Genomic DNA, 20,694 nt, shown 5'->3' on the forward strand with positions numbered 1-20,694 from the left:
AAACGCCCCGGCCCACTCGCACCCTCAGGCCGACAGAGCCAGCCCCCACGCGTTAAACGCTCTTTCAAACCTCGGTCTGCACCTCGGCCCACATATCCTTCAGCCACCTCGGCACGACCGACGGGTCGATCTGCACGGTGGATTCGGTGATCTTGTCCTGCGCCGCGATCTCGGCATTCAGCAGCGACAGGTTGAAATCGCCGTCATAGAGATCGCCGCGATAGATCCGCGCCGTGGTCTCGGTCTTGCCGTCAAGCAGATTGACCAGCGCCTCGGCCATGGTCACCCCCAGCACAGCGCCGGCCATGCTGTCGGTCGGGTAGTGCACCCCGGCGACGGTGCGGTTGATCGCGATCCGCTCCGCATGGCGGTAAAGCTGGTTCTGCTGTTGCAGCGCCGCGCCGGGATCGAACGCCGCCCCCTCCGCGTGATCGTAGAAGATCCGGCTGAGAAACGTCGCGCCGGCAAAACTCTCGGTCGCGTGGCCGCTGGGCCAGGCGCCGTGGCCCGGGGTCTGGATGATCGGCTGCACCTCATAGGCCAGCGTCATCGGACGCGGCAGGTCGAAACCCAGCTTCACTGGCATCTCGACCCGCGTGCAGAGCCGGAACACCGCCTGAAGCAATGCCATGGTCCATTTCGTGGCGCCCGAGGACATATAGCTGACACCGGCAAAGAAAGACTGGATATTGCTGGTCTCGACCCGGATCTCGGTCAGCCGGTCGAAACGCAGATCGGCGGCGGCGCGCAGATGGGGCAACTGGGTGGTCTTGACCAGCTCCAGCCCCGGCCGGTGCAGCGTCACCAGCGGTTGGTTCTGGAAACTCACCATGCCGGTGTCGTTGGCGTACTCGCTGCTCTGGAACTCCACCGCAAAGAGGCTCTGGATCGCCTGATCCATCACCGCGCGGCGCGGCGTTATGTCCAGCGCCCTGACCGCCTGCCAGGAGCTGCGCCCCTCGACCCGGCTTTCGCGACTGGGCAGCCCATCCCAATAGCCGACGGTGCCGTCGCGGGCGCGGCCGAGCGCCGAGCTCAGCGCCGAGGAGCCGCCGCCCCCTTCGTGACCCTCATGGCCCTCATGACCTTCATGCCCCTCATGGCCTTCGTGACCCTCGTGGCCCTCATGTCCTTCGTGACCTTCATGTCCATAAATCGGCATATCGCACCTCCTCCCTCAGGAGCCAAATTCACAAAATAATCGCTTTCCTCAGGGTAAATTGGCAGAAAACACACGCAAGCGTCAAAGACTTGTCGGGTCGCTCGCGCGCGATTCACGGAGTATTCACGACAGTTGCCGCTACTGAGGGCCGGTGTTACCCTCACGTCATATCCGTGCCTCCTGAACAGGACCAAGCAATGCGCGACAGTGCGCCTACGATCCGAATTTCGGTGCTCGGCCCGCTGCGTGTGCAGTCGGCGGAAGGCCTGTCTCTGACACCGAAAGGCGCGAAAAATCAGGCGCTTCTGGCGCTGCTGGCGCTCAGCCCCGAAATGTCCCGCCCGCGCCGCTGGCTGGAGGACAAGCTCTGGAGCCAGTTCGGTCCGGAACAGGCCAGCGCCAATCTGCGCCAGGCGCTCAGCAAGCTGCGCAGCAGCTTCGGCGCCCATGACGGCGTGCTTCTCGCCGACCGCAATTCCGTCGCGCTCGACCCCTCGCGCATCGCCGTCGATCTGCGCGACAACGGGTTGCCCGGCGATCTGCGCGTCGAACTGCTCGAAGGGCTCGATGCGCGCGACCCGGAATTCGAGGAATGGCTGCGCATGGAGCGCGCCGATCTCCAGACCCGGCTGTCGCGCGCCGCGCCGCAGGAGGCCAAGGGCATCCTGATCGCCTGCCGCTCCTCCGCCTCGGACGGCAACGGGCGGATCATGGGCGATGTGCTGGCCAACCAGATCGGCGAGAACATCGCCGAGCAGATCCGCGCCTGGCGGCAGGCCAACGAGCCGGACCTGCCCGCCGATCTGCCGGTCAGCGATCTGTCGATCGGCTGCGATCTGGTGCAGACCGATGACGGTCACAAGGTTTTCGTCAAGGGGCTGCACCTGCCCACCGGGCGCATCCTCTATTCCAAGCTGCAAAGCGTCGGGCGGCTCGACGACATTCTCGGCGCCGAGGAAGGCATCGCCCGGCTGGTCTTCGAGGCCGCCGACTGCATCATCGGCAAGCTGCCGCAGGTGCTCGACAGCAGCCGCCCGGAAAGCCGCGCCACGGCGCTGTCGCGGCTCAGCATGTACCGCATGTTCAGCTTCGAGCGCGACGCGCTGCGCGAGGCCTATTCGCTGCTCAAGCAGGCGCACGAACTGGATGGCAACGGCGTTTATCTCGCTTGGAGCAGCATGGTGCGGATGATCCAGCTCATGGAGCTGCTGGAGGACGACCGCGAGGCACTGCGCGAGGAGGCCATCGCGCTGAATTACCGCGCCATCGAGGACAGCCAGGACAATGCGCTGGTGCAGGCGCTGATTTCCAAGGTGCGCGGCACCGCGCAGCGCGACGCGGCGGGCGCCTATGAGCTGGCCGAGCGCGCGGTCGGGCGCAACGCGGCCTCCGCCTTCGCGTGGAAATCACTGGCCGAAGCGCATATGCTCAAGGGCGATGTGACCGCCGCCTTCGACGCCTCTGCCCGGGCCCGCGCCATCGCGCACAGCTCGCCCTTCCGGCAATGGTGGGACATGGGGCACTGCATCATCGCCATCGCCTGCAACCGCCCGCACGAGGCCATCGAGGCGGGCGAGGCGGCGGCGCGCGCCGCGCCACTCTCGCGCCCGGCGCACAGGCATCTTCTGGCGCTCTACGCGCTCGACGGGCAATTGGACAAGGCGCAGGAAACAGCGGTAAAACTGGCCAAGATCGAGCCGGGCTTTACCCTCGACCAGATCGTGAACGACGAAAGCTATCCGGTGCGGACGCTGCGCAACAAGGGGCTACTGGAGCCGATCCGCGCCCTGCTCTGAGCCGCGCTCAGGAGGCGCGCTTGTCGGGGGTCTTGTCGGCGCTCTTGCCCGAGGAATCGAGCGCACCGACGGTCAGCACCGGCGAGGCGTCTATATCGCGCGCATCCAGCATCGCGGCCACGCGCTCGAGCGAGGACAGCAGCTGCGCCTGCTCCCAGTCTTCCAGACGTTCGAATTCGCGGACGAAGCGCTGTTGCAGCGCGTCCGGCGCGCGTTCCAGCGTGCGCAGCCCTGCCTCGGTCAGCATCACATTGACCTGACGGCGGTCGGTTTCCGATTGCGCGCGGCGCACCATGCCGGACTTGACCAGCTTGTCCACCAGACCGGTGATCGTCGCCTGACTGACCCCCATCTGGGTGGCCAGCGCCTTGGGCGTGGCGCTGCCGCCGCGCATCTGAACGATCTGCATCACGCGCAGCGTCGCAGGGGACACACCGGCGGCACTGGCCAGGTCCCTCTCATAGAGCTCCGTCGCTCGCAGAATGCGGCGCAAGGCAATCAAGCTGTCATCCGTTCGATCCATCGGACCTCGGCCTCGTCACTGGTTTGGCGAATGGTCCTTAGTTGCACAGAACGGGAGAAAACTTCAACCACCTAAGCATCTCCCGCTTTTTCTTTACGGGACTAAGGATATACCATCGAATAAACTTTTCAAGGCCTGCGATTTTTCCCTTTATTATCAGCACGTACCTGCGCAGATCGGCAAAAATCCGTTCAAAATGCTTTAGAGCTTGAAACTTTGGCTTCGCCGCATTAGTTTATCCACCAAAGGAAAGAGAGGGACCAGACCCGATGCCGAAAGACAGCTTCACGCCCCGCAAAGACACGCTCGTGCTGCGCAAGCCCGAGTCGACCGATGGCGCCGCCATTTGGGAGCTCGTGCGCGCGTGCAAGCCACTCGACGAGAATTCCATGTACTGCAATCTCGTGCAGGCCGAGCATTTCCGCGACACCTGTGTCGTGGCCGAGCTCAACGGCGAGGTTGTCGGCTGGATTTCGGGTCACATGATCCCGAACCAGGATGCCTTCTTCGTGTGGCAGGTCGCCGTCAGCGCCAAGGCGCGCGGGCTGGGGCTTGGCCGCAAGATGCTGACGCATCTCGTCAATCGCGACGAATGCGCAGAGGCCGAATGCCTCAAGACCACCATCACCGAGGACAATGACGCCTCCTGGGGGCTCTTCCGCAGCTTCGCCCGCAATCTTGGCGGCGAGCTCACCGACGAGCCGCATTACGAAAAAGACGTGCATTTCGACGGGCACCACGACACCGAGCACATGGTGACCATCACCCTGCCCCGCGAAGAGGCAGAGGTGCTGCGCGCGGCCTGAACCGCGCCCGCCCGTCATTCCCCGAACATCGAGAAGACGAAAGGACGTCTCTTATGACACGCGACATTTACACGCGCCGCGAAAGCGAAGCGCGCTCTTACTGCCGTAGCTTTCCCACCAGCTTCGTGAAAGCCAGCGGCTCCATTCTCACCGACGACGAAGGCCGCGAGTATATCGACTTTCTCGCCGGCTGCTCCTCGCTGAACTACGGCCATAACGACGCCGACATGAAGGCCGCGCTGATCGAGCACATCACCGCCGACGGCGTGACCCACGGGCTCGACATGCACACCGCGCAGAAAGAAGCCTTTCTGACCGCCTTCGAGGAGATCATCCTAAAGCCGCGCGGCATGGACCACAAGGTGATGATGACCGGCCCGACCGGCACCAATGCCGTCGAGGCCGCGATGAAGCTGGCCCGCAAGGTCACCGGCCGCCACAATATCGTGGCCTTCACCAACGGTTTCCACGGCATGACCATGGGCTCGCTCGCCGCGACCGGCAATGCCGGCAAGCGCGCCGGCGGTGCGATGCCGCTTCAGGGCGTCACTCACCTGCCCTATGACGGTGCCTTCGGCGAAGGCGTGGACACGTTGAAACAGATCGAGTGGATGCTCGACAACCCGTCCTCGGGGCTCGACGCCCCCGCCGCCTTCCTGGTGGAGCCGGTGCAGGGCGAAGGCGGCCTCAACGCCGCCTCCAGGGAATGGATGCAGGGCATCGCCAAGCTCGCCAAGAAACACGGCGCGCTGCTGATTGCCGACGACATTCAGGCCGGCATCGGCCGCACCGGTACGTTCTTCTCCTTCGAGGAGTTCGGCATCGAGCCCGACCTGATCCCGATGGCGAAATCGCTTTCGGGCATGGGTCTGCCCTTTGCCGCGCTGCTGGTGAAGCCCGAACACGACATCTGGAAGCCCGCCGAGCATAACGGCACCTTCCGGGGCAACACCCACGCCTTTGTCACTGCCCGCGTGGCGCTGGAGAAATTCTGGAAAGACAAGAGCTTCCAGAGCGATCTTCAGGCGAAGGCCAAGCTTGTCGAGGACGGGCTGACCTCCATCGCCGAGATGGTCGAGGGCGCCTATCTCAAGGGCCGCGGCCTGATGCGCGGCGTCGATGTGGGCTCGGGCGAGCTGGCCGGCGCGATCTGCGCCGAGGCCTTCAAGCGCGGCCTCATCATCGAGACATCGGGCGCCCATGACGAGGTGGTCAAGGTGCTGGCACCGCTGACCACCACGGATGAGCAGTTCGCCAAAGGGTTCGAGATCCTGCGCGACGCCACCCGTGCCGCCCTGACCGGAACCAACAAGATTGCTGCGGAGTAACCGACATGATCGTTCGCGACTTCAACAAACTGAAAAACACCGACAAATGCGTGGCCGATGCCCGCTGGACCTCGACCCGCCTGCTGCTGGCGGATGACGGCATGGGGTTCTCGTTCCACATCACCGTGATCGAGGCGGGCTCGGAACACACGTTCCACTACAAGCACCATTTCGAGAGCGTCTACTGCATGGCCGGCAAGGGCCGGATCACCGATCTCGCCACCGGCGAGACGCATGAGATCACCCCCGGCGTCATGTATGCGCTCGACAAGCACGACAAGCACACGCTTGTCGCCGACGAAGAGCTGCACCTCGCCTGCTGCTTCAACCCGCCGATCACCGGCACCGAAGTGCACCGCGAAGACGGCTCCTATGCACCGGCCGAGGAGGTGGCGTAAGCCATGGCAGAGCATACCGTTGAAAAGATCGGCGGGACGTCCATGTCCCGTCTCAACGAATTGCGCGACACGCTGCTGATCGGTGACCGCGAGGGCGCGGATCTCTATGGCCGCATTTTCGTGGTCTCGGCCTTCGGCGGTATCACCAACCTGCTGCTGGAGCACAAGAAATCCGGCGAGCCGGGGGTCTATGGCCAGTTCGCGGAATCCGACAACAGCCATGGCTGGCACGACGCGCTGAACCGCGTCGGCGACGCGATGATCGAGGCGCATACCGCCGTGCTCGACCATCCCGCCGACATCCAGCAGGCCACCGATTTCGTGCGCACCCGCATCGACGGCGCGCGCAACTGCCTGATCGATCTGGCCCGCGTCTGCTCCTACGGGCACTTCCGCCTCTCCGAGCACATGCTGCAAACCCGCGAGCTGCTCTCCGGTCTGGGCGAGGCGCATTCCGCCTTTGTCACCGTGCAGATGCTTCAGCGCGCGGGCGTCGACGCCCGGTTCGTCGATCTCTCGGGCTGGCGCGGCGATGGCGACGTGACGCTCGAGGAGCGCATCCTCGGCGCGCTCGAGGGCATCGACCCGATGACCGAGCTGCCCATCGTCACCGGCTATGCGCAGTGCAAAGAGGGCCTGATGAGCGAGTTCGACCGCGGCTATTCCGAGGTCACCTTCTCGCATCTCGCCGCCCTCACCCAGGCGCGCGAGGCGATCATCCACAAGGAGTTCCACCTCTCCTCGGCCGACCCCAATCTGGTGGGCCAGGACGCGGTGCGCAAGCTCGGCCGGACCAACTATGACGTGGCCGACCAGCTGTCGAACATGGGGATGGAGGCGATTCACCCCAAGGCGGCCAAGACGCTGCGCCAGGCCGATGTGCCGCTGCGCGTGACCAACGCTTTCGAGCCGAAGGATCCGGGCACGCTGATCGACGATCAGCCGGCGGAGGCTTCGGCGGTGGAGATCGTCACCGGTCTCGACATCATCGCGCTGGAGCTCTTCGAGCAAGACATGGTGGGGGTGAAGGGCTATGACGCCACGATCCTCGACGTGCTGACGCGCCACGATGTGCGCATCGTGTCCAAGGTGTCGAACGCCAACACGATCACCCACTATGTGGACGCCTCGCTGAAGAGCATGCGCCGGGTCGAGAAGGATCTGTCGAAGCTCTACCCCTCGGCGCGGATCTCGTCGCGGACGCTCGCCATGGCCTCGGTCATCGGGCGCGACCTGAACGGGCTGAGCTGCCTGCAACGCGGGCTCGTGGCCATTGCCGAGGAAGGGCTGGAAGCCATCGGCGCAAGCCAGGGGCCGCGCAATGTGGATGTGCAGTTCGTGCTGGAGCGCGAGATCCTCAAGCCGGTCATCAAGGCGCTGCACCGGACCTTCATCGAGGACGAAGCCCCGGCCATCCGCAAAGCCGCCTGAGACCAGGCGACGGATATCGCTATGTAGGGTGGGCAATTCGCCCACCCTTTTTTTGCCTTGGGAGCCGGGCCCGGCGCAGGCCTTCCCCGCAGGCCTTCCCCGCAGCCGCTACCCCGCCATCATTCGCATCAACCGATCCTTTTCGCCCGCATCCTCAGGGCGCGATATCGCTTGTGCAAGATCCTCCAGCGAGGCAATCGAATGCCCGGCGCGGAAGCTGTCCACATGCGGCAGCATCGCGCGGATGCCCGAGGCCTTGGGCGCGAACCCGTCCCAGCGCAGCAGCGGGTTCAGCCAGATCAGCCGGCGCGCCGAGAGATGCAGCCGCTCCATCTCGCTTTCCAGCGCCGCCGCGTCGTCGCGGTCGAGCCCGTCGGTGATCAGCAGCACCACCGCGCCCTGCCCCATGACCCGGCGCGACCAGTCGCGGTTGAAGGCGTGCAGGCAGTCACCGATGCGCGTGCCGCCCTCCCAGTCCTGCGCCTCGGCGCCCGCCGCCTTCAGCGCCGCGTCCACGTCGCGGGTCGCCAGATGGCGGGTGATATTGGTGAGCCGCGTGCCGAAGGTGAAGGCATGCACCCTGGCCCAGCCCGCGCCCTTCTCGTTCGCCACCGCGTGCAGGAAATGCAGCACCATGCGGGAATATTGGCTCATCGAGCCGGAGATATCGCAGAGCACCACCAGATTGGGCCAGCGCGGGCGCGGCTTGAGATGCGCCAGCGAGCGCATCTCGCCGCCCTGCCGCATCGAGGCGCGCAGGGTACGGCGCCAGTCGATGCGCCGCCCGTCCACCGCCGCCATGCCCCGGCGCGAGGGGATCGGCTTCACCGGCAGTTTCAGCCGCGCCAGCATGCGCTTGGCCTGCATGATCTCCTCGGTCGACATCTGCTCGAAATCGAGCGTCTTGAGCTTTTCCTCCGCCGAGATGGTGAAGGAGCTGTCGACCTCGATTTTGGTCGCCTCCTCCTCCTCGCCCTCGGGTTTCGGCAACTCGGGCATCTGGTCGCCGAGCAGCGCCTGGGCCGCGCGTTTCTCGGCGCTTTGGGCGCGCTTTTCCTCCTGCACGCCGCGCACCGCCGGCAGCATCATCGACATCATGTGTTCGAGATAACGCGGATCGCGCCAGTAGAGCCGGAAGATCTGGGCAAAGACCACGCGGTGCTCGGGGCGGTTCACGAAACAGGCATGCAGGGTCCAGTAGAAATCCATCCGGTCGGTGAACCCCGCCGCCGCCACCGCGCGGATCGCGTCGATGACCCGGCCCGGCCCCACCGGCAGGCCGGCGCGGCGCAGGGCGCGGGCGAAATGGATGATGTTCTGCGCGAGCCGCGGGTGATCGGGGATCGCGATGGGCACGTATTCGGGCATTCTCTCTCCTCGCCTGCCCCAGCCAAGCGCATGCGCGCGCCCGGGGCAAGCGCTGCCTTGGTCGCCCCCCTGCGGTTCAGTGGCGGCGCCCGGATGCCCCGCCCCGCCGGCGCGGCGGGCCGGAGCGCGAAAGCCCCTCGCGCAGCACCTCGGTCATCGGATGGCCCTCCTGCCCGTGGCGCGCCAGCAGCGCCTCGACATGCTCGCGCGCCTCGGCGTCGCGGGGCAGCGACAGCGCCCAGTCGAGAAAAATCGAGCGGCATTCGCCGATGCCGATCCCCTCGATCTTGTAGGCCTCGGCGATGAGCCCCTTGGGGTCGTCCGGCGTGCCCTTCTTCTTCATGGTTTCACCTCCGGTAGCGCGGCGTCGATGATCTCCGCCGCTCTCGTGGTCATCTCGGCGAGCTTTGTCCGCATCTCCGCCGCGCTCTTGGTTCCGGTCAGGCGGGTGAGGAAGGTGCAGCCCCCCGCGCCCACCGTCTCCGGATCGAGCGCGCCCTCGGTGATCAGCCGCGCGCCGATCTGGAGGCTCCAGCACAGCCGGTAGGTGGCGGCGAGGTGATCGGCGCCGGCTTTCTCCAGCCAGCCCTCGCGCGCCGCCGCCGTCAACCCGCGCGCGGTGCGGCGCGGCGCCTGGCCCGAGAGCAGCGCGCCGGCCTGCGCCAGGAGCTCGATATCCTGCATCCGCCCGCGCCCGAGCTTGGGATCCCACGGGTCGCCCTGCCCCTTGGCCGCGGCGATGCGCGCGCGCATCCCGGCCAGCTCGCCCAGCACCTTGTCGCGCGGCGGCGGCGCGGCCAGGATCTCTGCCCGCAGCGCCTCGACCTCGCCGGCAAGCGCTGCCGGCCCCGCCACCACCCGCGCCCGGGTCAGCGCCAGATGCTCCCAGACCCAGGCCTGCTTGCGCTGATATTCGGTGAAGGAGGAGAGCGAGGTCGCCACCGGCCCCTGATTGCCCGAAGGCCGCAGCCGCATATCGACCTCGTAGAGCTTGCCCTCGGCCATGGGCGCGGTCATCGCGGTGATCAGCGCCTGGGTCAGCCGGGCGTAATACTGCCGCGCGGGCAGCGGTCGGCGGCCCTCCGAGGCCTCCACACCCGCCGGGTCGTAAATCACGATCAGGTCGAGATCGGAGAGCGCATGCAGCCGCCGCGCCCCGAGCGAGCCCATGCCCACCACCACCGCGCCGCGCCCCGGCGGCGCGCCGTGCTTGCGGGCGAACTCCTCCTGCACCACCGGGAACACCGCCGCCAGCGCCGCCTCGGCGAGATCGGCGTAATGCTGCCCTGCCTCCTCGGTCTCGGTCAGCCCGCGCAGCAGATGCACACCGGCGCGGAAATGCCATTCCCGGGCCCAGCGGCGCGCCATGTCGAGCCGGCGCTCGTAATCCTCCTCACGCGAGAGGATCTCCGTCAGCTCCGCGGTCAGCGCCGCCGGCCCCGGCCAGGGGCTGAAGAAATCGCCGCCGATCACCGCGTCGAACACGGCGGAATTGCGCGACAGGTGACGCGCCAGATCCGGCGAGGTCGCGACGATATCGACCAACAGGTCGATAAGCTGCGGATTGGCCTCGAACAGCGAAAAGAGCTGCACACCGGCGGGCAGACCGGCAAGAAAGCCGTCGAAGGCGGTCAGCGCCTCCTCGGGCTTTGCGGCGCGGGCGAGCCGGCTGAGGATCTCGGGCTTCAGCCGCTTGAAGATCTCGGTCGCACGGCCCGAGCGCAGCGCTGGGTAGCTCGTCCAGCGCGCCACAAGCGGGCTGGTCTCCAGCGCCTCGGGCACCTCGCAGGGCGCGCTGTCACGGCTGTCGGGGGCAAAGAACCCCTCGGTCAGTTCGTGCACCTCTTCGAGCCGCGCGCGGATATCGCTCTCCAGCTCGCCGCGCTCGCGCCCGGTCAGCGCCGCCAGCCGCTCGAACCCGGCGTCATTGGCGGGCAGCAGATGGGTCTGCGCATCGTTGACCATCTGCACCCGGTGCTCGATCTCGCGATGGGCGCGGTAGTGATCGGCGAGCTTGCCGGTCACCTCGCCCGGCACCCAGCCGGTTTCGGTCAGCACCCGCAGCCCGTCCACCGTGCCGCGCACCCGCAGTTCCGGATCGCGCCCGCCGGCGATGATCTGGCGGGTCTGGGTGAAGAACTCGATCTCGCGGATGCCGCCGCGCCCCAGCTTCATGTCATGGCCCGGCAGGGTGATCGGCCCGTGCCCTTTCTTGTCGCGGTAGCGCAGGCGCATATCGTGGGCGTCCTGAATGGCGGCGTAATCCAGATGCCGGCGCCAGACGAAGGGGCGCAGCGTGTCAAGAAAGCGCTCGCCGGCTCCGATATCGCCGGCGCAGGGCCGCGCCTTGATATATGCGGCGCGCTCCCAGGCCCGCCCGAGGCTTTCATAATAGCGTTCGCCTGCCTCCATGGCGATGCAGACCGGGGTCACCGCCGGATCGGGACGCAGCCGCAGATCGGTGCGGAAAACATAGCCCTCGCCGGTCAGGTCGCTCAGCGTTGCCGACATCTTGCGCGTGGCCCGCACGAAGGCGCTGCGGGCCTCGTGGAAATCGTCGCGCTCGAACCGGTCCTGATCGAAGAGGCAGATGAGGTCGATATCCGAGCTGTAATTCAGCTCGAAGGCGCCCATCTTGCCCATGGCGAGCACCACCATGCCGCCGGCGCTGGCGATATCGTCCTCGGTGGCGCCCGGCAGCTTGCCGCGCCGGATCTCGCGCGCGATGGCGGCCTGTAGCGCCAGCCGCACCGAGAGATCGGCAAAACGGGTGAGCGTGCCGGTCACCATCTCCAGCGGCCAGACGCCGGCGAGATCGGCCAGAGCGGTCAGCAGCGCCACCCGCCGCTTGCCCTGGCGCAGCGCGCTCTCGATGCCCTCGCCCGTCGCCTCCAGCCCGGCCAGCAGCGTCTCGACCGCGCCTTCGGGATCCGCGAGCGCGCCCTCCAGCCAGCCCGTCTCCTTGCGGATCAGACCGTTGAGATAAGGGCTCGATCCGCCCGCGCCGGCCAGCAGTGCCGCAACATCGCCCGAGGCCCAGGGCGCGGCGGCGCGCGCCTCCTCTCCAAGATCGGGCTCGAAGGGGCGCGGCAGGCGGGTGATGCGGGATACGAAACTCATGCCGCCTATATGGCGGAGCGATACGGGATTGCGCAATGCCCCAAGGGGTTGCGGACGATAGCGCATCGCGCTCTAACCCCTGCAAGAAACGACAGGAGTCCCTGATGAGCAAGAGCCTCAAACGCGTCCGCGCGGCACTCGAAGCCGCCGGGCTGGAGCCGGATATCCGCGAGGTGGGTCAGGCCCGCACCGCACAGGAGGCCGCCGACAGCGTCGGTTGCGAGATCGACCAGATCGCCAAGTCGATCATCTTTCGCGCCGAGGAGAGCGGCGAAGCGGTGCTGTTCCTCACCGCCGGCGGCAACAAGGTCTGCGCCGACAAGGCATCAGAGCTGGCGGGCGAACCGCTGGGCAAGGCCGATGCCGATCTGATCCGGTCGCAGACGGGCTTTGCCATCGGCGGCGTGGCCCCGGTCGGGCACCTGAACCCGATCCGCGCCTGGATCGATCCGCGGCTGCTGGAATTCACCCGGATCTGGGCCGCCGCCGGCACGCCCCGCCATGTCTTTGCGCTCGATGCGCATCTGCTGCCCGGGCTGACCGGCGCGGTGGCCGCGCCCTTCACCGAATAGCGCAGGCCTTGCTGCCTGCGATCCGCTGCCGCATGGTGGCGCCACGTCAAGCACGGGAGTGCAACGCATGAGCTGGTCTTTCTCCATCGGGCGCCTTTTCGGCTCGGAACTTCGGGTGCATGCCACCTTCTTCCTGTTGCTGGCCTGGGTCGCGGCGGCGGCCTGGCCCCAGGGCGGCGCGGTGGCGGCGCTGCAAAACGTGGTCTTTGTGCTGGCGCTCTTCGCCTGCGTAGTGGCGCATGAGTTCGGCCACGCGCTGACCGCGCGGCGCTATGGCATCAAGACGCCCGACATCACCCTGCTGCCGATCGGCGGCATGGCGCGGCTGGAGCGCATGCCCGAAAAACCCGCGCAGGAGATCCTTGTGGCGCTCGCGGGGCCGGCGGTGAATATCGTGATCTGGGCAGTGCTGATCACGTTCGGCGCCAGCACCGATCTCGAGGAGCTGGCGAATTTCGGCGGCTCGCCGGGCGCCTTCCTGGGCCAGCTCGCAGCGGTAAACCTGTTCCTGGCGCTGTTCAACCTGCTGCCGGCCTTCCCGATGGATGGTGGCCGGGTGCTGCGCGCGCTGCTGGCCACGCGCATGGACCGGGTGCACGCCACGCGGGCGGCGGCGAATGCCGGTCAGGTGATGGCGTTTCTCTTTGCGTTCTGGGGGCTTGCCTCGGGCAACTTCATGCTGCTGCTGATCGCGCTCTTCGTCTATTTCGCCGGTCAGGCGGAAAGCCAGGACGTGACCTCGCGCGCGGTGGCCAGCGGGCTGATGGCGCGCGATGCGATGATCACCAGCTTCGAGAGCCTGCGCCCCGAGGATCCGCTGCATGTGGCGGCGCAGACCCTGATCCGCACCACGCAGCACGAATTCCCGGTGCTCGATCCCGAGGGCAAGCTCGCCGGCTTCCTCACCCGCACGGCGCTGTTTCAGGGCATGGCCGAGGGCCACAACACCCTGCCCGTGGGCGATGCGATGGAGGACGTGCCGCAGGTGACCCTCGGCACGCCGCTGAGCCAGGTGCTGGACGCGCTGGCCGACGCTCCGGCGCTGGCGGTCACCGATCCCGGCGGGCATGTGCTGGGCTATATCACCCGCGAGAATGTCGGCGAGCTGATGGTGCTGCGCAGCCCGCGCTGAGCGGCCGGGCCTTTCGCGAGGCGGGCGGTGGGCAGATTGCCCCCCCTTACATGACGGGCGCGCCCGCACTGCCCCGTCAGGCATCTCCCGGATCGCGCCCGCCCCGCGATAAGAGCAGCAAAGCCGCGCATGGCGGCGGCTTGAAAACCTTGACCCCGCCCGCGCGGATGCTACTGAGGCAGACACGGTGGGCCTGTAGCTCAATTGGTTAGAGCAGGGCGCTCATAACGCCTTGGTTGGGGGTTCAAGTCCCTCCGGGCCTACCAAAAACGGATTTTTCCGTTTAAAATCAGCGCCAAGATGGGCCGCGCGGCCCTTCCTGACCTTGTTGTGAACCAATGGGTTACAGGAAGAGTGGACCACGCAAATCTCAGTTCAATCCGCTCCGACCCAGCCGTTGCCCTGGCCGCGATGCGGTGCGAACAGATGCGCGCGGCAACCACATGCTGCCGCAATGAGCCGCGGTTGCAGAATGACCATATCTGCCCATGACTAGGGCACTGTTGAAGGCAGCCCTTCGACACGAGGTATGCGGCTGCCGTCGACAGGTTTTCCTGATGCTCGATCAACATGTCTTTGGCGCCCCCCTTTGCACCCTCCGATTGGTCACGGACCGGTGACGTAGGAAGCGAAGCCCCCCGCTCCAAGTACCGGCGCGCGCGCAAGGGAAACAGTCCTTCGCTCAACAAGCAGTCGTGCATAAGGAGGAGTGCAACGAGATACAGATACCTCGTTTTCTTTAATTTCAGCAATTTAGAGGAATAAGTGGCAGCCCGTAGGGGAATCGAACCCCTCTTTCCAGGTTGAAAACCTGGCGTCCTAACCGATAGACGAACGGGCCAGCGCTGCTGGTGAGGGGCCTTTTAGGCAAAGCCCGCAGACCTTGCAAGCGCAAAATTACGAAAAAAGTGACCCCCGTGCGGTTTTTTCAAAAAACACTCCGGGATGGAAATTCCCGTAACGATCACAATCGCTTAAACGGCCCTCCTCAGGCCGGCGCCGCGTCCTCCAGACGCAGTTGCACCGTGCGGCGCCCGTTCCATTCGTTGATCTCAAGACGCCCCGCCACGTGGAATCGTCGTCCCTGATGCCCCGACAGTTCCGACCCCAGCGCGCCGTCGAAAGCGCCAAAGCAAATCGCCTCGAGTTTCGCCCCCAGACCGTCGCCGAGAGACAGTTTCAGATGCCCCGCACCGACCTGCTTGGCAAAGCCGATCTGCACATCCGGCAGCGCGAACCGCGGCGCCGGCGCGCCCGCGCCGAAGGGGCCCGCACGTTCCATCCCCTCGCAGAGATCCAGCGTCGCCGCCCCCGGCATCAGCACCCCGTCGAGCTTCAGATCGGCGGCGCCGCCTTGCCCGGCGCCTTGCTTCGCCAGCAGCTCGGAAAGCCGCGCCATGGCGCTTTCCAGCGCCTCGCGCGCCACGGTGAGCCCGGCGGCCATCTTGTGCCCGCCGCCCTTCAGCAACAGCCCCTCGGCCGCCAGCCGCTGCACGCTGGCGCCGAGATCGACGCCCGAGACCGAGCGGCCCGAGCCCTTGCCCTCGGCGCCGTCCAGCCCGATCACCACCGCCGGGCGGTTGGTCAGCTCCTTCAAGCGCGAGGCGACAATGCCCACCACACCCGGGTGCCAGCCCTCGCCCGCCGCCCAGACCAGCGGCGCATCGAGCCCGCGCTCCTCGGCCTGCGCAAGCGCGGCGGCACGCACCGCCTCCTCGACCTCGCGGCGCTCGGTGTTGAGCTGGTCGAGCCGTTCCGCCAGCGCGCCGGCCTCGTGCCGGTCGCGGCAGGCCAGCAGCCGCGCGCCCAGATCCGCCTGCCCGATGCGCCCGCCGGCATTGACGCGCGGCCCCAGCACATAGCCCAGATGATAGGACGAGGGCGCGGTATCGAGCCGCGCCACATCCGCCAGCGCCACCAGCCCGGGCCGCGCGCGCCGCGCCATCACCGCAAGCCCCTGGCGCACCAGCGCCCGGTTCACCCCCTTGAGCGGCGCCACGTCGGCCACCGTGGCCAGCGCCACCAGATCCAGCATGGCGATCAGATCCGGCCCACGCTCGCCCGCCTCGCGCAACTGCCGGCCGCATTCCACCAGCATCAGGAACACCACCCCCGCCGCGCAGAGATGCGCCAGCGCGCCGTCCTCGTCCTGCCGGTTGGGGTTCACCACCGCCACGCAATCGGGCAGCGTCTCGCCCGCGAGGTGGTGGTCGAGCACCACCACATCCGCACCCTGCGCCGCCGCGATGGGACCATGCGACAGCGTTCCGCAATCGACGCAGACGATCAGGTCATGCGTTTCGGCCAGCTTTGCCATCGCCGGCTCGTTCGGCCCGTAGCCCTCGTCGATCCGGTCGGGGATATAAAGCGTCGCCGCCATACCGCGTTGATGCAGCCAGTCGAGCAGCAGTGCCGCCGAGGCGCCGCCGTCGACATCGTAATCGGCAAAGACCGCCACCCGCTCGCGCCGGCTCACCGCCGCCAGCAGCCGCGCCGCCGCCGTCTCCATGTCGCGCAGGCTGCGCGGGTCGGGCAGCAGGTCGCGCAGCTTCGGCTCCAGATAGCCCGGCACCTCCGCCACATCGACGCCGAGCCGCGCCAGCACCTGGCAGAGCCCACGCGGCAAGGCTGTCTGCTGCGACAGCGCCTCGGCCTGACGCTCCTGCTCCACCCCGGGCCCGACCCAGCGCCGCCCGGTCAGCGAGGTCTCGACCCCAAGATAGCTCATGCCCCTGCCCCCAATGTCTGAAACCGCCCCCGCCTTAACGCGAAAAAGCAGGGACCGGAACACCGCCCCCTGCTTTCATCTTTCCAAAAATACTCACAAGCCGACCCTGCGGCCGGGCGCCCCCTCAGTTGAAGGGGTTGCGGTAGATCACCCGCCGCACCGAGCCGGTCTTGGAGCGCATCAGCAGCGTCTCGGTGGTGATCCAGCCGACCTCGCGCTTGATCCCCGAAAGGATCGAACCGTTGGTCACGCCGGTGGCCGCAAAGATCACATCCGCGGTCACCATCTCGTCGCGGGTATAGATCTTGTTCAGATCGGTGATGCCGGCCTTTGCGGCGCGGGCCTTCTCGTCGTCGTTGCGGAACAGCAGCCGGCCATACATCTGGCCGCCCATGCATTTCAGCGCCGCCGAAGCGAGCACGCCCTCGGGCGCCCCGCCCGAGCCCATATACATGTCGATACCGGTGATATGCGCCTCAGCGCAATGCATCACGCCGGCCACGTCGCCATCGGTGATCAGGCGGATCGCGGCGCCGGTGGCGCGGACCTCGGCGATCATCTCCTCATGGCGCGGACGCTCGAGGATGCAGACGGTGATATCGGTGTTGTCGCAGCCCTTGGCCTTGGCCAGCGCCTCGACCCGCTCGGAGGGCGACATCTCCAGCGTAACAACATGATCGGGATAGCCCGGGCCGATGGCCAGCTTGTCCATGTAGACGTCGGGCGCGTGCAACATCGAGCCGCGCGGCCCCATGGCAATCACGGTCAGCGCGTTGGGCATGTCCTTGGCTGTCAGCGTGGTGCCTTCCAGCGGGTCGAGCGCAATGTCCACCCCCGGACCGCCCTGGCCGACCTCTTCGCCAATGAACAGCATCGGCGCTTCGTCGCGCTCGCCCTCGCCGATCACCACCACCCCGGAAATCTCGAGCTTGTTCAGCTCGTTCCGCATGGCGTTCACGGCGGCCTGGTCGGCGGCCTTCTCGTCGCCGTGGCCGATCAGCTTCGCCGAGGCGATGGCGGCCTGCTCCGCCACGCGGGCGAGGCCCAGAGACAACATGCGGTCATTGAAATCCTTGGGGGTCGACATGGAGACTTCCTTTAAAATGACGGTCGCAGAGGGTGTAGCCCGCCGGGCAAAGCACTGGCAAGTCCCGACGCGCTAACGCCCGGGAATCCGGCACCTTCGCGGCGGGCTTTGCCCGCTGCGAGGCCGGATCCTGTACCGCGGGCCCGGAATCGGCGATCTCAGACCTGTTCGATGCGCAGCGCCACCGGCGTGTCGTCGACCACGCCGGTCGCCGGCATCGCCGCCAGCGCCGCGTCGAGCGCCGCGCGGGTGGTCTTGTGGGTGACGATCAGCACGGGCGCCGCATCGGCGGCATGATCGTACTGCCGCATGCGGTGGATCGAGACCCCCGCCTCGCCCAGCGCCGAGGCGACCTTGGCCAGCGCGCCGGGTTTGTCGGCCAGCGCGAAGCGCAGGTAATAGGGCGCGGGCGTCGCCGCCTTTGCGGGCGTCGAAGCCACCAGCTGGCTCGCCGGTGCGCCAAAGGTCGTAACGCGGATGCCGCGCGCAATGTCCATGATGTCGCCCATCACCGCGCTGGCGGTCGGGCCTTCGCCCGCACCGGCTCCGCGCAGCACGATCTGACCGACCTGATCGCCCTCGATCACCACCATATTGGTGCCGCCCTCGAGCTGCCCCAGCGGCGATGTCGCGGGCACCAGGCAGGGCGACATCGACTGTTCCAGCCCGCGCCCGCTCATCCGGCAGACACCCAGCAGCTTGATCTTGTAGCCCATGTCGGCGGCCTGGCGGATATCCTCGATGCTGACCCGGCCGATGCCCTCCAGCTCCACCGCGTCAAAGGCCACCTGGGTGCCATAGGCGATGGCCGAAAGCAGCGACAGCTTGTGCCCGGCGTCGATACCGCCCACGTCGAGCTCGGGATCGGCTTCGAGATAGCCCAGCGCGTCCGCCTCGGCAAAGGCCTCGTCATAGCTCAGCCCGCCATTTTCCATGCGCGTCAGGATATAGTTGCAGGTGCCGTTCATCACCCCCATGACGCGGGTGATCTCATTGGCGGCCAGCCCCTCGGTCAGCGCCTTGATCACCGGGATGCCGCCCGCGACCGCCGCCTCGAAGCGCAGCACGCAGCCATTGGCCTCGGCCAGCTCCGCCAACGCCTGACCGTGATGCGCGAGCAGCGCCTTGTTTGCGGTCACCACATCCTTGCCGGCCTTCAGCGCCGCCTCGACCGCCGCCTTTGCCGGCCCGTCCGAGCCGCCGACCAGTTCGACGAATACGTCGACATCGTCGCGGGTGGCCAGCGTCACCGGGTCGTCTTCCCAGGCATAGGAGCTGAGCGGCACGCCGCGATCCTTGTCACGGTTGCGCGCCGAGACCGCCGAAATCGCGATCCTGCGCCCGGTGCGGGCCTCCAGCAGCGCCGCTTTCTGACGCACGATCTTGACGACGCCGGCACCGACGGTGCCCAGGCCCGCGATCCCGAGACGGAGAGGGTCTGACATGGGTGGGCTCCTTCTGTTGTTTTCGCGATGCGATCGGTTCCGATCCGCCTTAGCCGCAAGGCGCGGCAGGTGCAACGGGATGCGGCGGCGAACGCCCGGCCTTTCCCCTGCCCGCCCGGCAGAGAGCCGACAAGAGCGGCGTTGTCAGGCCCCGGGCGCGCCTGGGCGCTGCCACTCGGCGCGCAGCAGCGCATAGATCAGCTCATCGCCCCAGACCCCGTTGAAGCGGTCGTTCTGCACGAGATGCGCCTCGCGCCGCAGGCCGAGCCGCTCGACCACCCCCACCGACCCGGCATTGAGCGGGTCGAGCCGGGCAAAGATCCGGTGAAAGCCGATCTGCCCGAAGCCCAGATCGAGGATCGCCCGCACCGCCTCGGTGGCATATCCCTTCCCGGCAAAATCGGGGTTGAAGATATAGCCGACCTCCCCCTGGAGCGCCGCAAGGCTGGCGATGCTCAGCGAGACCTGCCCGAGCAGCGCCGCATCCGCGCGTCTGGTGACCGCGAGGCGCAGCCGGTCGCCCTCGGCGGCGAAGGGTGTGTCGAGAAAGCCCGCGAATTTTTCCGCCATCGCGTCGCCTTCGGGGATCTCCTGATAGAGATAGCGATAGACCTCGGCGCGGCTGTGATAAGCGGCAAAGGCGGGCAGATCGTCGGGACGGAAGCGCCGCAGCGTCAGGCGCTCGGTCGCCAGCGGCAGGCCGGAGAGATCGCGCGTCAGATCGCCGTCCTCGGCACCGGTCAATACGGCCACGCGATCCCCTGCGTCATCCGCGCCCGGTCGCTGGCCGGGACCACCGGCCCCTGAAGCCGCGCCGCGCGGGCGCGCAGCCCGGCCACCCGGCCCTCGATCCCCGCCCGCATTTCGGGCGTGGCGCGCGGCTCCGGACCGTCGAGCAGCCCGTCGAGCGGCAGCAGGGCCGGAAAGGGCATCGCCTCCACCCCTGGCGTGCGCGCGGCATCCAGCTCGGGGAACTGGGCGCAGCCGACAAGGGCGAGCAGGAGCAGAGAAGGCGAAAGGCGCATGGGCAGGTCCGTCTGGTCTGTCACCCTCTTGCCGCAGTCCGGCGCGCGGAGCAAGCACCCGGCTTGATCTGAACGTATGTTCAGATAGCCTGTAGCAATGGCCCGCACCCAAGGATCGCATTCCGATATCACCGGCCCGCGCGTGCGGGCGGCGGCGCTGCGTCTTTTTGCGCAGCACGGCTATGCCGCCGTCTCCATGCGCCAGATCGCCCGCGAGGTGGGGGTTCAGGTTGGAGCGCTCTACAATTACACCCCCGACAAGCAGGCGCTACTTTTCTCGCTGCTCAAGGGCCATATGGACGATCTGCTGGAGGAGTGGCAGGCGGAGCAGCGCCCCGAAGCGCCCCGCGCCCGGCTCGAAGCCTTCGTGCGCTTTCACATCCGCTTCAACCTCGCCCGGCCCGAAGCGATCTTCATCTCCTATATGGAGCTGCGCAATCTGACGCCGGAGAATTTCGCGGTGATCGAGGCGCTGCGCAAGCGCTACGAGGGCGCGCTGGAAGAGATCCTGCGCGACGGCCAGGCGGACGGCGCGTTTTCCGTGCCCGATACACGACTGGCCTCTTACGCGCTTATCGCCATGCTGACCGGGGTCAACACCTGGTATCGCGCCGGCGGCCGGCTCTCGATCCCCGAGGTTGCCGATATCTACTGGGACATGGTGCGCAAGGCGGTCTCTGCCGACATGTCGGGCAACGCCCCGCGATAGCGACACGCAAACGGGCCGGAGCAGCGCGTCGGCCCGTCCATTCTGCTGCGGGGAATGCCCGCAA

At 67.2% G+C, this 20,694-nt stretch carries 18 protein-coding genes and 2 tRNA genes; 9 read left to right on the forward strand and 11 right to left on the reverse strand.

All coding sequences use genetic code 11. From position 1 onward, the window contains the following. Positions 1-64 precede the first annotated feature (64 nt). The gene (locus I6N89_RS13650) at positions 65-1,162 is read right to left on the reverse strand and encodes a phosphatase PAP2 family protein (protein WP_207018998.1); all 1,098 of its coding nucleotides are present in this window, start codon (positions 1,160-1,162) and stop codon (positions 65-67) included. Positions 1,163-1,359: 197 nt separating this feature from the next. Here I6N89_RS13650 and I6N89_RS13655 point away from each other — a divergent pair, with 197 nt between their 5' ends. Continuing rightward, the gene (locus tag I6N89_RS13655) at positions 1,360-2,958 is read left to right on the forward strand and encodes a transcriptional regulator (protein WP_207018999.1); all 1,599 of its coding nucleotides are present in this window, start codon (positions 1,360-1,362) and stop codon (positions 2,956-2,958) included. Between the two features lie 7 nt (positions 2,959-2,965). Here I6N89_RS13655 and I6N89_RS13660 read toward each other — a convergent pair whose 3' ends face one another. Next, a complete protein-coding gene (locus tag I6N89_RS13660; protein ID WP_207019000.1) occupies positions 2,966-3,481 on the reverse strand; it encodes a MarR family winged helix-turn-helix transcriptional regulator in 516 nt (171 codons plus the stop codon). Positions 3,482-3,750: 269 nt separating this feature from the next. Here I6N89_RS13660 and ectA point away from each other — a divergent pair, with 269 nt between their 5' ends. From ectA to I6N89_RS13680, 4 genes are read left to right on the forward strand one after another with little or no spacing between them, the layout of a single operon-like run. Further along, on the forward strand, positions 3,751-4,287 hold the full coding sequence (gene ectA / locus I6N89_RS13665) for a diaminobutyrate acetyltransferase (RefSeq protein WP_207019001.1): 537 nt from the start codon (positions 3,751-3,753) through the stop codon (positions 4,285-4,287). Positions 4,288-4,340: 53 nt separating this feature from the next. Then, entirely contained in the window at positions 4,341-5,615 is a 1,275-nt protein-coding gene (ectB, locus tag I6N89_RS13670; RefSeq protein ID WP_207019002.1) for a diaminobutyrate--2-oxoglutarate transaminase, read from the forward strand. Between the two features lie 5 nt (positions 5,616-5,620). Beyond that, entirely contained in the window at positions 5,621-6,013 is a 393-nt protein-coding gene (locus I6N89_RS13675; protein ID WP_076705323.1) for an ectoine synthase, read from the forward strand. Positions 6,014-6,016: 3 nt separating this feature from the next. After that, positions 6,017-7,444, forward strand: a complete 1,428-nt coding sequence (locus tag I6N89_RS13680) for an aspartate kinase (RefSeq protein WP_207019003.1) — start codon at positions 6,017-6,019, stop codon at positions 7,442-7,444. Between the two features lie 108 nt (positions 7,445-7,552). On the opposite strand, the gene I6N89_RS13685 is transcribed toward I6N89_RS13680, so the two are convergent. From I6N89_RS13685 to I6N89_RS13695, 3 genes are all read right to left on the reverse strand, one after another. Then, positions 7,553-8,812, reverse strand: a complete 1,260-nt coding sequence (locus I6N89_RS13685) for a vWA domain-containing protein (RefSeq protein ID WP_207019004.1) — start codon at positions 8,810-8,812, stop codon at positions 7,553-7,555. 76 nt (positions 8,813-8,888) lie between these two features. After that, complete coding sequence (locus tag I6N89_RS13690) at positions 8,889-9,155, reverse strand: hypothetical protein (protein ID WP_207019005.1); 267 nt, start codon at positions 9,153-9,155, stop codon at positions 8,889-8,891. Beyond that, a complete protein-coding gene (locus I6N89_RS13695; protein WP_207019006.1) occupies positions 9,152-11,932 on the reverse strand; it encodes a glutamine-synthetase adenylyltransferase in 2,781 nt (926 codons plus the stop codon). Before I6N89_RS13695 ends, I6N89_RS13690 begins: the two co-directional genes overlap by 4 nt. Before the next feature lie 104 nt (positions 11,933-12,036). On the opposite strand from I6N89_RS13695, the gene I6N89_RS13700 reads away from it, so the two are divergent. The 3 genes from I6N89_RS13700 to I6N89_RS13710 all read left to right on the forward strand — a co-directional run bounded on the left by I6N89_RS13700 (position 12,037) and on the right by I6N89_RS13710 (position 13,902). Beyond that, positions 12,037-12,504 (forward strand): YbaK/EbsC family protein, encoded by a 468-nt coding sequence (locus tag I6N89_RS13700; protein WP_207019007.1) that lies wholly within the window; start codon positions 12,037-12,039, stop codon positions 12,502-12,504. 67 nt (positions 12,505-12,571) lie between these two features. Then, positions 12,572-13,636 carry a site-2 protease family protein gene (locus I6N89_RS13705; protein WP_207019008.1) on the forward strand — a complete coding sequence of 355 codons (1,065 nt, stop codon included), beginning with the start codon at positions 12,572-12,574 and terminating at the stop codon, positions 13,634-13,636. Positions 13,637-13,825: 189 nt separating this feature from the next. Continuing rightward, a tRNA-Ile gene (locus I6N89_RS13710) sits at positions 13,826-13,902 on the forward strand. 500 nt (positions 13,903-14,402) lie between these two features. Here the strand turns inward: I6N89_RS13710 and I6N89_RS13715 are convergent. The 6 genes from I6N89_RS13715 to I6N89_RS13740 all read right to left on the reverse strand — a co-directional run bounded on the left by I6N89_RS13715 (position 14,403) and on the right by I6N89_RS13740 (position 19,921). Next, a tRNA-Glu gene (locus I6N89_RS13715) sits at positions 14,403-14,477 on the reverse strand. Positions 14,478-14,624: 147 nt separating this feature from the next. Next, positions 14,625-16,364 (reverse strand): single-stranded-DNA-specific exonuclease RecJ, encoded by a 1,740-nt coding sequence (gene recJ, locus I6N89_RS13720; RefSeq protein ID WP_207019009.1) that lies wholly within the window; start codon positions 16,362-16,364, stop codon positions 14,625-14,627. Positions 16,365-16,488: 124 nt separating this feature from the next. Continuing rightward, complete coding sequence (gene glpX / locus I6N89_RS13725) at positions 16,489-17,451, reverse strand: class II fructose-bisphosphatase (protein WP_207019010.1); 963 nt, start codon at positions 17,449-17,451, stop codon at positions 16,489-16,491. Positions 17,452-17,609: 158 nt separating this feature from the next. Further along, positions 17,610-18,896 carry a homoserine dehydrogenase gene (locus tag I6N89_RS13730; RefSeq protein ID WP_207019011.1) on the reverse strand — a complete coding sequence of 429 codons (1,287 nt, stop codon included), beginning with the start codon at positions 18,894-18,896 and terminating at the stop codon, positions 17,610-17,612. A gap of 144 nt (positions 18,897-19,040) precedes the next feature. Continuing rightward, positions 19,041-19,649, reverse strand: coding sequence for a GNAT family N-acetyltransferase (locus I6N89_RS13735; protein ID WP_207019012.1), 609 nt, complete (start codon positions 19,647-19,649; stop codon positions 19,041-19,043). Continuing rightward, positions 19,637-19,921 carry a hypothetical protein gene (locus tag I6N89_RS13740; protein WP_207019013.1) on the reverse strand — a complete coding sequence of 95 codons (285 nt, stop codon included), beginning with the start codon at positions 19,919-19,921 and terminating at the stop codon, positions 19,637-19,639. The genes I6N89_RS13735 and I6N89_RS13740 overlap by 13 nt, the downstream gene beginning before the upstream one ends. Before the next feature lie 97 nt (positions 19,922-20,018). Here I6N89_RS13740 and I6N89_RS13745 point away from each other — a divergent pair, with 97 nt between their 5' ends. Then, entirely contained in the window at positions 20,019-20,630 is a 612-nt protein-coding gene (locus I6N89_RS13745) for a TetR/AcrR family transcriptional regulator (RefSeq protein WP_207019014.1), read from the forward strand. Positions 20,631-20,694 lie beyond the last annotated feature (64 nt).

Origin of the sequence: Salipiger abyssi (genome assembly GCF_017311415.1) — a bacterium.
GTDB classification, from domain to species: Bacteria; Pseudomonadota; Alphaproteobacteria; order Rhodobacterales; family Rhodobacteraceae; genus Salipiger; species Salipiger abyssi_A.